Origin of the sequence: uncultured Paraglaciecola sp. (genome assembly GCF_913058035.1) — a bacterium.
Lineage (GTDB): Bacteria > Pseudomonadota > Gammaproteobacteria > Enterobacterales > Alteromonadaceae > Paraglaciecola.
The window spans coordinates 17,755-31,577 of the sequence record NZ_CAJXPA010000039.1; the positions used below are offsets into that span (position 1 = coordinate 17,755).

The 13,823-nt window shown below is 38.9% G+C and carries 17 protein-coding genes and 1 tRNA gene; 10 read left to right on the top strand and 8 right to left on the bottom strand.

What is annotated here, in order from left to right; all coding sequences use genetic code 11:
- The first annotated feature begins 17 nt into the window (after positions 1-17).
- Both QZ562_RS07255 and QZ562_RS07260 read left to right on the top strand, forming a co-directional pair.
- Positions 18-2,405: an AAA family ATPase gene (locus QZ562_RS07255; RefSeq protein ID WP_293758742.1), complete on the top strand. Its 2,388-nt coding sequence runs from the start codon at positions 18-20 to the stop codon at positions 2,403-2,405.
- 101 nt (positions 2,406-2,506) lie between these two features.
- The gene (locus QZ562_RS07260) at positions 2,507-2,998 is read left to right on the top strand and encodes an FKBP-type peptidyl-prolyl cis-trans isomerase (RefSeq protein ID WP_293758743.1); all 492 of its coding nucleotides are present in this window, start codon (positions 2,507-2,509) and stop codon (positions 2,996-2,998) included.
- On the opposite strand, the gene QZ562_RS07265 is transcribed toward QZ562_RS07260, so the two are convergent.
- The 8 genes from QZ562_RS07265 to yhbY form a co-directional block, all read right to left on the bottom strand.
- The gene (locus QZ562_RS07265; RefSeq protein ID WP_293758764.1) at positions 2,995-3,306 is read right to left on the bottom strand and encodes a GGDEF domain-containing protein; all 312 of its coding nucleotides are present in this window, start codon (positions 3,304-3,306) and stop codon (positions 2,995-2,997) included. The genes QZ562_RS07260 and QZ562_RS07265 overlap by 4 nt on opposite strands.
- Positions 3,307-3,310: 4 nt before the next feature.
- Positions 3,311-3,466 (bottom strand): diguanylate cyclase, encoded by a 156-nt coding sequence (locus QZ562_RS21245; RefSeq protein WP_363315333.1) that lies wholly within the window; start codon positions 3,464-3,466, stop codon positions 3,311-3,313.
- 3 nt (positions 3,467-3,469) lie between these two features.
- Positions 3,470-3,691: a hypothetical protein gene (locus QZ562_RS07270; protein WP_293758744.1), complete on the bottom strand. Its 222-nt coding sequence runs from the start codon at positions 3,689-3,691 to the stop codon at positions 3,470-3,472.
- Positions 3,684-4,112 carry a hypothetical protein gene (locus tag QZ562_RS07275; RefSeq protein ID WP_293758745.1) on the bottom strand — a complete coding sequence of 143 codons (429 nt, stop codon included), beginning with the start codon at positions 4,110-4,112 and terminating at the stop codon, positions 3,684-3,686. The genes QZ562_RS07270 and QZ562_RS07275 overlap by 8 nt, the downstream gene beginning before the upstream one ends.
- Positions 4,113-4,322: 210 nt before the next feature.
- Positions 4,323-4,580: a hypothetical protein gene (locus tag QZ562_RS07280; RefSeq protein WP_293758746.1), complete on the bottom strand. Its 258-nt coding sequence runs from the start codon at positions 4,578-4,580 to the stop codon at positions 4,323-4,325.
- A gap of 170 nt (positions 4,581-4,750) precedes the next feature.
- Entirely contained in the window at positions 4,751-4,921 is a 171-nt protein-coding gene (locus tag QZ562_RS07285) for a hypothetical protein (protein ID WP_293758747.1), read from the bottom strand.
- Between the two features lie 362 nt (positions 4,922-5,283).
- A complete protein-coding gene (locus tag QZ562_RS07290; RefSeq protein ID WP_293758749.1) occupies positions 5,284-5,475 on the bottom strand; it encodes a hypothetical protein in 192 nt (63 codons plus the stop codon).
- A 476-nt stretch (positions 5,476-5,951) separates the two neighbouring features.
- On the bottom strand, positions 5,952-6,248 hold the full coding sequence (gene yhbY / locus QZ562_RS07295) for a ribosome assembly RNA-binding protein YhbY (protein ID WP_293758750.1): 297 nt from the start codon (positions 6,246-6,248) through the stop codon (positions 5,952-5,954).
- Between the two features lie 107 nt (positions 6,249-6,355).
- Here yhbY and rlmE point away from each other — a divergent pair, with 107 nt between their 5' ends.
- The 8 genes from rlmE to QZ562_RS07335 all read left to right on the top strand — a co-directional run.
- Entirely contained in the window at positions 6,356-6,985 is a 630-nt protein-coding gene (rlmE, locus tag QZ562_RS07300; protein ID WP_293758751.1) for a 23S rRNA (uridine(2552)-2'-O)-methyltransferase RlmE, read from the top strand.
- 84 nt (positions 6,986-7,069) lie between these two features.
- On the top strand, positions 7,070-9,022 hold the full coding sequence (gene ftsH, locus QZ562_RS07305; protein WP_293758752.1) for an ATP-dependent zinc metalloprotease FtsH: 1,953 nt from the start codon (positions 7,070-7,072) through the stop codon (positions 9,020-9,022).
- 84 nt (positions 9,023-9,106) lie between these two features.
- Positions 9,107-9,946, top strand: a complete 840-nt coding sequence (folP, locus tag QZ562_RS07310; RefSeq protein ID WP_293758754.1) for a dihydropteroate synthase — start codon at positions 9,107-9,109, stop codon at positions 9,944-9,946.
- Positions 9,936-11,276, top strand: a complete 1,341-nt coding sequence (gene glmM, locus QZ562_RS07315) for a phosphoglucosamine mutase (protein ID WP_293758755.1) — start codon at positions 9,936-9,938, stop codon at positions 11,274-11,276. The genes folP and glmM overlap by 11 nt, the downstream gene beginning before the upstream one ends.
- A 100-nt stretch (positions 11,277-11,376) precedes the next feature.
- The gene (tpiA, locus tag QZ562_RS07320) at positions 11,377-12,123 is read left to right on the top strand and encodes a triose-phosphate isomerase (RefSeq protein WP_293758757.1); all 747 of its coding nucleotides are present in this window, start codon (positions 11,377-11,379) and stop codon (positions 12,121-12,123) included.
- A gap of 9 nt (positions 12,124-12,132) precedes the next feature.
- Positions 12,133-12,522 (top strand): preprotein translocase subunit SecG, encoded by a 390-nt coding sequence (gene secG / locus QZ562_RS07325; RefSeq protein ID WP_293758758.1) that lies wholly within the window; start codon positions 12,133-12,135, stop codon positions 12,520-12,522.
- 17 nt (positions 12,523-12,539) lie between these two features.
- Positions 12,540-12,624 (top strand) — tRNA-Leu (locus QZ562_RS07330).
- A gap of 165 nt (positions 12,625-12,789) precedes the next feature.
- Positions 12,790-13,823 (top strand): integrase arm-type DNA-binding domain-containing protein (locus QZ562_RS07335; protein ID WP_293758759.1); only part of this gene is annotated, 1,034 nt, incomplete at its 3' end.

Sequence of the window (13,823 nt, forward strand, 5' to 3'; positions counted from 1 at the left end):
GTAATAAGCCATTTAACATGCAAGACAAATATGCCTTACATCTGCAGCAGCTGACTGCAAAACCTAGTAGACGATTGATTAATCAAGCGCTTAAAGATCAACATGCTTTAAATTCTACTTTCATCGGACAGGATAGAGCGCGTGATGCGTTATCTTTTGGACTAGGTATAGAAGCACGAGGATACAATCTTTATGTAATGGGTGAACAAGCTACCGGGCGTTTCACTTTGGTGCATGAATTTATTAATAAATACGTGAATAAAACAGTTACACCTGATGATTGGTGTTATATCAATAATTTTGAAGATGAGCGCGAACCTTTCTCACTAAGACTTGTGGCAGGTGAAAGCAAAAAATTGATTAAAGATATGGAAAGTCTAATTGATGAAATTTTGGATACCTTTCCCGCGGCATTTGATAACCCTGGGTATCAGCGAAAAAAAGCAGCTATTACTCGAAAATTTGATCAGGATTACGACAACGCTATTGGTGAAGTTGAACAACAAGCTCAACAATTAGGTGTTGCCTTGTTTGAAGATAGCGGAACGATCACTTTCTCGCCCATCATTGATGGTCAACCTTTAACCGATGTTGAGCTTGCAAAAGTAACGGAGCCAGAAAGGCAGCATTATTATCAACTGATTGATGAACTAGAAGATAAATTAAGTGAGGTGTTAATTGAGCTACCTAAATGGAAACGAGCAACGGCTGAAAAATTAAGGGCTTTAAAAAAAGATACGGCAGAGTTGGGTATCAGGCCCCTATTAAAAGATTTAGAGCACAAGTATACATCTGACCTGGCTATCTTAAAATTTTTACGTCAACTTAAACCCCACTTATTGGAAACGGTGGTTGAAGTGTTAGCTGATGATAAAAAAGAAGATAAACACGACGAATATGACAAACGTGCAATTTTAGAAGAGCAATATTTACCTAATATTATTGTTTCACATCAATTAAATAGCGGTTCTCCAGTGATTTATGAGCCTAACCCAACACATCAGAATTTGTTTGGTCAGGTTGAATATACAAATGTCCAGGGCTCAGTTTTTAGTAACTACAGGATGATCCGCCCTGGTGCTATGCACCGAGCAAATGGTGGGTATTTATTATTAGATGTAGACAAGCTTATTGAGCAACCTTACGCATGGGAGACAATAAAGTTAGTGCTTAAGTTCGGTTCTCTCAAGATGGATTTACCACAACATGATGTAGGAATGGTCAACTCCATCACGCTCAATCCACAGCAAATACCGATAGATGTGAAAGTAATACTTTTAGGCTCTCGTGATTTGTACTACACATTGCAAGATTATGACGACGAATTTTACGAGTTGTTTAGAGTGTTAGTGGACTTTGACCATGAAATACCATTAGATAAAAAGACATTATTTGATTTTGTGGGCCGTGTAAGAATTCAAGTGAAAGAGCTGGGTTTAAATAGTATATCTGCAAAAGCAATGTACCGATTAGTTGAGTATAGTTTGCGTCTTGCAGAACATCAGCAACGATTATCCGCACGTTTTTCAGACGTAATTGAGCTGTTGCACGAAGCCAAATATTTTTGTAAAAACCAGAATACTCAAGAACTTGATGTAACCCACATTGAGACCGCTTTAGCAGCAAAAACACATCGAACTGGGCGTGTCAGTGAAGCGGTATTAGACGATATTAAACAAGGCCAAATTCTGATTGCGACGCAAGGTGTTGACATAGGTAAAGTGAATGGTTTAACTGTATTAGAAATCGGCGATAGCATGTTCGGAACACCTGCAAGAATAACCTCGACAGTCTACGCAGGTGCTAACGGAGTGGTTGATATTGAGCGCGAAGTTGAGTTTGGACAGCCTAGTCATTCTAAAGGTGTGATGTTGTTAACAGGATACTTGGGACATAAATATGCACAATTATTTCCATTAACATTATCAGCCAATATTGCTATTGAGCAATCTTATGGACACATAGATGGCGACAGTGCCTCATTAGCAGAGTTAGTTGCATTGATATCTGCCTTAACTAAAATGCCTATCCGTCAAGATCTGGCCATTACTGGCTCGATAAATCAATACGGTCAAGTGCAGTCTGTGGGTGGTGTGAATGAAAAAATCGAGGGGTTCTTCAAACTTTGCCAACATCGAGGATTAACGGGTAATCAAGGTGTTATTATACCTAAGTCTAACCAAGTAAATTTGATGTTAGATAAAGAAGTATTGGCCGCTGTCAAAACGCAAAAATTTCATATATATGTAGCCGAAACAGTCGATGACGCCTTGGAGTTGTTGATGAATAAAGAAGCGGGTGTTCATAACACTAGGGGACGTTACCCTAAAGGTTCGGTTAATTATATGGCCGTTTCTAGCTTGCTTAACATTGCCAACATAGTGTCAGGTGCAGATGATGACTAAGTCGACTATATTAGCCTAAATGTTCGACACTTAAATACTCAACAGCTCTACTTAATTCTGTTAGGATCTTGTTATACATTTTTTATGCATTAGATTATTTTATGAAAATTACAAAAGGGTCAGTCGTGCAGTTTCACTATCGGATCAAAGATACAACTGGTAAAGAAATAGAGTCTAACTTTGATGACCAGGGTGTTGCATATTTGCATGGTTATAACAACATGATGCCTGGTATCGAAAAGTCTTTGGAGTCGATGTCAAAGGGTGACTTACTTGAAGTGGAGCTGGAAGCCAAAGAAACTTACGGTGAGATCCAGCCAGACAGTGAACAACGTGTTCCGGTTAAACATTTGCACAGCTCAGAAAAAAAACCAAAATGGAAAGCTGGAATGACAGCTGTTGTTAACTCCGATCAAGGTCAACGTGAAGTGACTATATTGAAAGTGGGTAAATTTATGGTCACTATCGATACTAATCATCCTCTAGCTGGTAGAACATTACAATTTGAGCTGCAAGTTGAAGATGTTCGTATGGCTAGTGATGAAGAAATCGAACATGGTCATGCTCATGGAGCTGGTGGACATCATCATTAGTTAACCCGGTCAACAGACACCTCAGCAAAAACATAAGAGTTTGTCTGATAGTTAAACACTTTATTACGCCCTAAATCTTTTGCTTGATGTAGGGCTCCGTCGGCCCCGGCAAATAACTTAGTAAATTCGTGACCACATATAGATGAATCAGACACACCAAAACTGGCTGTTAATGTAAATTGGTGACCAGACACTGAGGAATCGAATTTTTCAATGGCACTTCGGCATTTTTCAGCTATATGTGCGGCTAAATGATTACCACAACCTAGTAACAAGATACCAAATTCTTCGCCACCTAAGCGACCGATCGTATCATTTTTTTAAACAAGCAGATTTCGCTGCATTTACAGCCATTTTTAGAGCTTCGTCACCGATGAGGTGGCCGTGAACATCATTTATTTTCTTAAAATAATCTAAATCAAATGTTACAAAACTAACAGGCTGATCTGTTTTTCCGCACAGTTTAATAGCTTAAATAGCTAATTGTGCGAAATAGTGGCGGTTGGCTATACCGGTTAATGCGTCAGTCTGAGCAAAGTAACGCATTTCAAGATAAGTTTTTCTGTTTTTATAAGCCCATAGAATAAATATTACCAAAGCCATCATCAATAAAGCCAAAACTAAACGCCTGTTATGCGCAGATTCATCATCAAGTAATGCTTGGGTTTTTAATAAAGAATTCTCCTTATCCAAAAGGGCTATTAGGGTGTTTTTTTCGATGAGATTTAGTTTTACTATTTTGAATACTGAGTAATTTATCACTTTTTTGGTCAAGCTCGATTTTGTTCGATTCTGAATGTTTTTTATAATAAAAAAATGTTTGTTCATAATTATTTTGATATTCATTTACCACAGTAAGTACTTTGCTGGCATCGGTGATAGCGGATTGATATCGGTGTTGCTCCTCAGTATTAAGTAGTTTTTGAGCATACATTTCGGCCTCTGAGTAACTTTCTAGTGCCAAATGACTTTGTGCTAATAAATCATAAAACCCTGCAATTAAAGCTTGGTATTGGTTTGTTTCAACGTCAAAAATATTAGACTTTAGTATTTCGATTGCTCTTTGGGGGTCTTTTAATACCAGATGATAGTCAGCAAAATGCCAATTAATCACTTGCTGAATAATAGGTTCGTTAGCTTTAATGCAAAAATTTCATTGCATTTTCAAAGTCAATTACACCTAAGCTATCGATTGATATATTAATTTTACTGTTGAGGAGCATTGTTGAGGTAATGCAGCGTCTTCTTGGCGAAATGTCTTGACTTAACAAATCAATTGCCATTTTACTGGCTAATTGATGTTGACCAAGATTATTATAAAAATTTAAAATATTTTTTTATTATCATTAATTTCGTTATTTTTTAGAGATGGGTCTGTATCAAGATGGTCGTTCATAATATTTACTGTCTGCAAAGCACTGAGCCAATCATTTGAAGCTGCATAAACACTTAATAAAGTACCAAGCGCCCTTAATTTTACATTTGTATCTTTGGTGTTTCCGATTAGCTGGTTCAATAAGATGTTAGCTTTTTGCACATCTCCATTCATAAATGCATTTAAAGCTATTAAATACTGATACAACGCTTTTTCGCTATGCCTAAGTTGAGCTTCATCTATATTCTCAAGTAAAACGTGTGACTGACTGGGGTTCGATGTTCTTATCTCATCAGCTTTGAATAGCTGAGAAGAATTAGCCTCGTCGGCGAAAGTTTCCCGAAGGAAGAACATAGTGAAAAGTAGAAGCAGTACTCTTAAAATATTAATTTAATTAAGCCTTGTACAAAGTTATTATAATGTTGATCGACTTTTTCTTGGGGACCATCCTCAGATTCTTCTTCTTTTGTTTCATCTTCGTCTGGTAAAGTAATGACTTCTACTGCATTAAATATTTCAACATTGTGCATAATATATTCAAGTGACACTTTACATCTTTACTCAGAATAATTGGGTCGAATAGTACGTCAGCGCCGAGTTTTTCAAGCAATTTAATGGCGGTAAAAAAGTTCCTTTCACATCATATTGAAAATGAGAACCTACCAACTAATCGATATATGTATTGAGTGAAATGAGTTTGTCTACAATTGTCTGGTTTTTCTGTAATTTTTGACCGGGTAGTATTAGCATTGTTGTAATAAGTGATAATTCCGCATCAACAAAATTTTCCAATGTCATCCATTCAATTTTTGGTTTTCGAATTGCAACATCAGGACATTTATATAAAGCAACTTTATGTTTATTTGGATAAAATTAATTGAGTAATACAACTAATATTTGACGCTGAGCGTTAACCAGAACTCAGTTTTGCCGCAGACACATCAACAGCTATACCAACTTGCCTCAATATTAAATAAGCACTAGGGTCGACTCTTCTCTTGTAAAACATAAACTGGATTGCTTCAAAGTGCTGACTGCCTACTTTTCCGGGATCTACACCCATATCAGCATAGAAACAATCTTCTGCAGAGATACCCGGCACTGTATGCGCTCTGTACTCTTCTTTTTTAGCTATTTTTAGCTATTTTTATTACGTTGTGAGGCGGCAAGGCAAATATACCGGGGTGACCATAAAACGCGCCGACTACTTTCTCTCGGCTGTTACTTCAGTCGTCATTGCATTGACCATTTTTTTGTAAGTAATGCGTCTAACTTTTTCTTCAGCGTAAAACGCTTGTAATGAATGTAGATTTGAGTTCATTTCTCTGATCCACATTTCCATCAAAGGGTGACCTGCAAAAAAACATTATCAGCATTTTCTATATGTCTACAAGCGATTGGTGCAATGTGTGCACCAATCGTAATACCTGAACCAGCACAGACAATGCTACCTTTTTTATACAAATTGTCGATTTAATTACTTATTGATCTGGGGTGATAGGTTAATTAAGTTAATTTTAATTATTCAACACGTAAAATAATGACCAATATTTAGGCTTGTCTTGTATTATTTCTAGTCTATTTTTTTGGTAATTCTATTTTCCTGTCATCGCTTGGCTTATACAGCACTAAAACATGACCAACAGCTTGCAATTTGAATGCACCTGTTTCTCTAACGATTGCATCCATGATCAAGGTTTTCTCTTCTTTATCATCTGTGGGTATTTTAACCTTGATTAATTCGTGGTGCGTTATGGCAGCGTCGATTTCGGCTAAAACCCCTTCAGTTAGTCCATTGTTGCCCAATTGAACTACCGGTTTTAATGAATGGGCTAGGCCCTTAAGGTACTGCTTTTGTTTGTTTGATAAAGTCATTGATTAGTCTTTCTTACAAATTTATTAAAGATGAATGGTTGAAAATAGCTATTCTAGCGCCATCTCACTTTTATTCCAAATATGAATATAGTGTTTACGACAGGTCAATGAGTAAAAATAAACAATCTGTTAGTAGCCAGCGCTGGTTAAAAGAGCATTTTGATGACAAATTTGTGCAAAAAGCGCAAAAATTAGGTATGAGATCCAGAGCTGGATTTAAGATAGAAGAGATTCAACAAAAAGACGATTTAATAAAATCAGCTATGACAGTTGTTGATTTAGGAGCAGCTCCAGGCGGATGGTCTCAATACGTTGCTAAAGTAGTGGGTGAAGACGGCTTAGTAATAGCTTGTGACATTTTACCTATGGACTCGTTGGCAGGTGTATCATTTCTTCAGGGTGACTTTCGTGAAGAAAATGTTTTGAATGAATTACTGAACAAAATAGGTGGCAAAAACGTAGATATAGTAATGTCTGATATGGCACCAAATATGAGTGGTAATGATGCGATAGACCAGGCTAAATCTATGTACTTAGTAGAATTATCCTTGGATATGTGCCACCAAGTTTTAAAGAAAAATGGAAGTTTTGTGGTGAAAGTATTTATGGGTGAGGGGTTTGAATCGTTTATGAAAGATATACAAAATGCTTTTAAAACTGTTAAGACTCGTAAGCCTGAATCATCTCGCGCACGGTCAAGAGAAGTATATCTGGTGGCGACAGGATACAAATTATAGTAGTCTAGTTGTCTATTAGTTTTAAGGCGCAAGACGCAATTCATAGAGTCATAATGACTTTAGTAACAACAGAGGTTTAACAACTTGAGCGACATGGCAAAAAATTTAATCTTATGGCTGGTTATCGCTGTCGTATTGATGTCGGTTTTCCAAAATTTTTCAGGAACGGAATCTAAAGCAACTAATACTGACTATACGCTTTTTTTACGAGACGTGAGTAATGGTGTAGTAAGTAGCGCTACGATAGATAGAAATTCGGGACAGATTAATGGTGTAAAACGTAATGGTGAGTCATTCACTACTATCATACCATATACTGATCTTGCTTTGATGGATGAACTCATCAAAAACAATGTAGCTGTGTTTGGTAAGCAGCCAGAAGAATCGTCCATACTGACGTCGATATTTATATCATGGTTCCCTATGCTATTGTTGATAGGTGTATGGATATTTTTCATGCGCCAAATGCAAGGCGGCGGCGGCGGTAAAGGTGCTATGTCTTTCGGTAAAAGCAAAGCCCGTTTATTAGGCGAAGACCAAATCAAAACCATGTTTGCTGATGTAGCAGGGTGTGACGAAGCCAAAGAAGATGTTTCTGAACTAGTAGATTTTTTGAGAGACCCGAGTAAATTCCAAAAGCTAGGTGGAAGAATACCCACTGGTATATTAATGGTTGGCCCTCCAGGTACAGGTAAAACCTTACTTGCAAAAGCTATTGCCGGAGAAGCTAAAGTACCTTTCTTTACTATTTCAGGCTCCGACTTTGTAGAAATGTTTGTCGGTGTGGGTGCATCGCGTGTTCGAGATATGTTTGAACAAGCGAAGAAATCAGCTCCGTGTATTATCTTTATTGACGAAATAGATGCGGTAGGTCGCAAACGTGGAGCCGGTGTAGGTGGTGGTAACGATGAAAGAGAACAAACACTTAATCAAATGTTAGTAGAAATGGATGGATTTGATGGTAATGAAGGTATCATTGTTATCGCAGCAACTAACCGCCCAGATGTACTTGACCCGGCGTTATTGCGCCCCGGACGTTTTGACCGCCAAGTAACTGTTGGCCTACCTGATATTCGTGGACGCGAACAAATTCTTAAGGTACACATGCGCAAAGTGCCGTTAGGTGACAACGTTGAAGCCAGTTTGATTGCTCGTGGTACTCCCGGATTCTCTGGAGCTGACTTAGCCAACTTGGTTAACGAAGCCGCCTTGTTTGCAGCCCGTACAGGTAAGAAAGTGGTTGCAATGGACGAATTTGACAAAGCTAAAGACAAAATCATGATGGGGTCTGAAAGAAAAGGCATGGTTATGTCTGAGGAAGAGAAAACCAATACTGCTTACCATGAAGCTGGTCACGCTATTGTTGGTCGGATGGTACCAGAGCATGATCCAGTGTATAAAGTTTCAATTATACCCCGAGGCAGAGCGCTAGGTGTGACCATGTATCTACCAGAACAGGACAGGTACAGCCACAGTAAACAACATTTGGAAAGCATGATATCTAGTTTATTTGGTGGTCGTATTGCTGAGACCATCACTTTAGGCGAGGATGGCGTAACGACTGGTGCATCTAATGATATAGAACGTGCTACTGACATCGCCAGAAAAATGGTAACTCAGTGGGGATTGTCTTCAAAAATGGGTCCCATGCTTTATGCTGAGGAAGAAGGTGAAGTATTTCTTGGCAACAGTATGACAAAATCTAAGAACATGTCTGACGATACGGCACGAGCAATTGATGCTGAGATCAAATCTATAATCGACCGTAATTATGAGCGAGCTGAAAAGATTTTGATTGAAAATCGCGATGTATTGGAAACGATGAAAGACTGCTTAATGAAATATGAAACTATCGATGCTAAGCAGATTGATGATTTAATGGCAAGAATAGAGCCAAGACCACCAGCGGATTGGGTGCGTGACAACAAAGATGACAGTGGGAAGCCTTCGGGCGGAGCCTCTGTGACTAGCTCAGATAAAAAAGATGATAAGTCTGCTCGACCTAATGTAGGTAATCCCGGCGACGCAACTAGCTAATTTTGCTAAGTTTGCTAGAGACGCTTTGTTGATTTTTCAACAAAGCGTTTTTTTTGTTATAAAAATAAAGAATGATTAGTGTTTATGAATTTTAGAAATAATTTTTTAGATTTAACTACATCTAAAGTGATGGGTATATTAAATGTCACGCCCGATTCATTTTCTGATGGCGGAGCGTTTAATATACTTGAGAATGGACTATCTCAAGCCGCCTTAATGTTATCTGAAGGCGCTGACATTATTGATATAGGTGGTGAATCTACCAAACCTGGGGCCCAAGCTGTTTCTGTGCAACAAGAGCTTGATCGTGTTATTCCAGTCATTGAGGCAGTTTTTAAACGTTTTGATACCATAGTTTCTATTGATACCAGTAAAGCGCAAGTGATGAAGGAAGCAATCAACGCGGGTGCTAGCTTGATTAATGATGTGCGCGCACTTCAGGAAAATGGCGCTTTAGATATTGCTGTAAAAGCTAAAGTTCCTGTGTGTTTGATGCACATGCAAGGACAACCTAAATTAATGCAACAAAATCCTTGTTATGATGACGTCGTTAAAGAAGTAATGACGTTTTTACAGGGGCGCATTTCTGTTTGTCTCAAAGCAGGTATCGCTGGAAATCAAATCATTGTTGATCCAGGTTTTGGTTTTGGCAAATCAATCGAACATAATTATAAAATATTAGCTAATTTAGAAAAATTTCATGAATTAAATGTACCTGTTATGGCGGGAATGTCTCGTAAGTCGATGATTGGTAATTTATTACAACGAAAAATAGACCAACGTTTGGCTGGTAATATTGCTACAGCTACAGTAGCTGCGCAAAAAGGTGCACAAATAATTAGAGTTCACGATGTTAAAGAGACCGTAGATGCTGTTAAAATAGTAAATATAATAAACGCTTACAGGAATAATAATGAGCGATAGAAAATATTTTGGAACCGATGGTATTCGCGGAAGAGTTGGCGAAAACCTTATCAACCCAGAATTCGTGATGAAATTAGGTTGGGCAGTAGGAAAAATTTTGGCTGGACGAGGTACCAACAAAATATTAATTGGGAAAGATACCCGTATCTCAGGCTATATGTTGGAATCTGCGTTGGAAGCTGGTTTGTCAGCTGCAGGTATCAATATTGGTTTGTTGGGCCCTATGCCGACTCCAGCTATTGCATATCTTACTAAGACATTTCGTTCTGAAGCAGGCATCGTCATCAGCGCATCACATAACCCTTATTACGATAATGGTATTAAGTTTTTCTCCGCCGATGGTATGAAGCTAGATGACGATATTGAGATTGCGATAGAAAACCAAATGGATAAACCCATGGAGTGTGTCGCTTCTGAAAAGTTGGGTAAAGTGGTGCGTATCGCCGATGCAGCAGGTCGTTATATTGAATTTTGTAAAGGTAATTTCCCTTCTTCACTATCACTCAAGGGTTTAAAGATTGTTGTCGATTGTGCCAACGGCGCAACTTATCATATTGCGCCCAATGTACTGAGTGAATTAGGTGCAGATGTAATAGAAATCGGTACTAAACCGGATGGTTTGAACATCAATCGTAAAGTAGGCGCCACGTCAATGAAGGCGATAACTGAAAGTGTTATCAAAAATAAAGCCGATTTAGGTTTTGCCTTAGATGGGGATGGCGATCGCTTGATGCTTGTTGATCACAAAGGAAACGTTATTGACGGAGATCAAATTGTCTTCATCATTGCCAGAGATGCACTTGAACGTGGATATTTGCAAGGCGGTGTCGTTGGTACGGTAATGAGCAATCTAGGTTTAGAAGTTGCTTTAGGCGCCTTAGGTGTGCCGTTTGTGCGAAGCAAAGTGGGGGACCGATATGTTATGGAACTTCTCAAGAAAAAGGGCTGGGAAATCGGAGGTGAAGGTTCTGGGCATGTATTAAATTTAGCTGCGGCATCTACCGGAGATGGTATTGTCGCTGGATTACAAGTCTTGGCTGCTATGTTATGCGCGAATAAGACTTTGAACGAATTAAGTCGAGGTATGATTAAATTCCCACAAACATTGATCAATGTAAGATTTGCTGAAAATACTAGACCACTAGAAGACAATAGTGTCAAACAAGCCGTAATAGAAGCAGAAAATGCGTTAGGTGGGAATGGTCGAGTTTTATTACGTAAAAGTGGCACTGAACCGCTCGTTAGGGTGATGGTTGAAGCTAATGATGCGCAAGATTCTACTACTTGGGCCGAACATATTGCCGATGCTGTGCGTAAAGTAACCAAGTAGCAGAGTTTACTTCGCAATATTAGACTCAAGCACTTGTATATTGTCATTGGGTTAGTTAATATCTCGCGCGCTTTTTTATTGGTGTTACAAGGAATATAACGTGCAAGTAGTCGGTCGTAGACAGCTAGTAGCTGGTAATTGGAAAATGAACGGCGATAAAGCATTGGTTGGCAAAATGCAGAAAATTTTTGCTACTGCCGGTCTCGATAATATGGATGTGGTAATTTGTCCACCTTCTCCTTATTTCGGACTTTTTGACGGCAAGTTAAAATTGGGTTCGCAAAATATTAGCGAATTTGACTCTGGTGCGCATACAGGTGAAGTATCCGTGGCCATGCTTAACGAGTTCAAATGCCAATATTCTATTGTTGGGCATTCCGAGCGTCGTGCTGACAATCATGAATCTAACGAATTAGTTGCACTTAAAGTTGAGCAGGTATTAAAAGCTGGATTAACACCCATTTTATGTGTAGGCGAGCCTGAATCTGTGCGCGAAATTGGTAAGCTATTTGAATTTATCGCTGCGCAGTTAAATGCAGTCTTGATGAAGGTTGGCGTAAGTCAATTTGCTGATGTTGTCTTGGCTTACGAGCCTATATGGGCCATTGGTACTGGCAAAACAGCAAGTCCGGCACAGGCACAAGAAGTGCATGCTTTTATTCGTGGACACTTAGCAAAACAAGACGTTAACATTGCTGCTAATATAATCATCTTGTATGGCGGAAGTGTTAAAGGCAACAATGCCCAAGAATTATTTTCTCAGGTAGATGTAGATGGCGGTTTAATTGGCGGTGCTAGTTTAGACCCACAAGAATTTTTAAGTATTTGCCAGGCGGCAAATCAGTAGAGGCAGAAAATGGTTTTTTACGAAATATTAGTTATTGTTTATTTGATCGTAGCGGTTATGCTGATAGGATTCGTTCTTATCCAGCAAGGAAAAGGTGCTGGTATGGGCGCATCGTTTGGCAGTGGAGGTTCGAATACAGTATTCGGCTCAACGGGTTCTGGTAATTTTTTGACTAGAACAACAGCTGTCCTTGCGACGTTATTTTTTGTCATTAGCCTAATTTTAGGTAATCAAACAGCTGATAAAGAAAAATCAGTTGATGAATGGCAGAATCTAGATACCCCTGCTGTGGAACAAACGATTGATTCAGATGTTCCCACTGCTGAGCAGTCTGTGTCGGCTTCTCCTGACTCTGATGTACCTGCATTAGAAACAACTTCAGAAGATGTACCAAATTAATATTTAAAAGCTAAACTGCGGATGTGGTGGAATTGGTAGACACGCAGCCTTGAGGGGGCTGTGACTTAGGTCGTGAGAGTTCGAGTCTCTCCATCCGCACCATACATAGGTTCAGTAAGAACCGATAAAGACCCGAAAGGCCAATAAAAACAAGCCTCTCGGGTTTTTTTATGTCCAGTAAGAACCAATAACGCTTGGTAACATTCAGCTTTTTTAGTAACATCCTTGGTAACACAGAAACGGATCTCCAAAAGCGGTGTTACCAAAATGGCTAAAATAACCAAACCACTGACCAATACAGAAGTTAAACAAGCTAAGCCCAGAGATAAGGATTACACCTTGTTAGATGGTGAAGGCCTTCAGCTTAGAGTTAAAACGAGTGGCACTAAAAGTTGGGTATTTAACTATTACCATCCCATTACTAAAAAAAGAAAAAACCTAAGTTTAGGCCATTACCCCGCTTTAACATTAGCTGAAGCAAGAAAACAGCGCGCAAGTTCAAAAGAATTACTCACCAACAATATTGACCCTAAAGAATATCGTGATGATCAGTTAAGTGATGAAAAACTCAAGATGGGTTTCACGCTTAAGAGTATTGCCCTTGATTGGTTCGAAGTTAAAAAAACTAAAATTGCTGAAACTACATCCAAAAGTTTATGGCGTAATTTTGAAAACCACCTATTCCCAAGTATCGGCCATAGACCAATAGATAAAATCCTTGCCCCAGAAGTCATTAAAACGCTAAAACCATTAGCGGGGAAGGGCAGTTTAGAAACATTACATAAAACCATTGGTCACTTAAATGAAGTAATGAAACATGCTGTTAATACAGGACGTATCCACCATAACCCGCTTGCTGGCATTAGTGCTGCCTTTAACACACCTAAAGTGACTCATATGGCAACGATTAAGCCAGAAGAATTACCAGAGTTAATGAAGGCTATTAGCTATTCAAATATAACGTTAGTGACGCGTTGCCTATTAGAATTTCAATTACATACCATGGTTCGCTCAAGTGAGGCCGCAAAAGCCAGTTGGGATGAAATAGACTTTGAAAATATGCTGTGGGAAATACCCGCTGAACGCATGAAAATGAAAGTAAAACACACAGTGCCATTAACACAGCAAGTACTAAACCTGCTAGAGCTTGTTAAACCGCTTACAGGTGAACGCAAATATATCTTTCCAGCAGATAGGCATCCTAATCAGCCTAGTGGCTCAGAAAGGGCTAACAAGGCATTACAACGTATTGGTTTTAAAGGCCGCTTAGTTGCTCATGGAATGCGCTCGCTTGCCAGCAC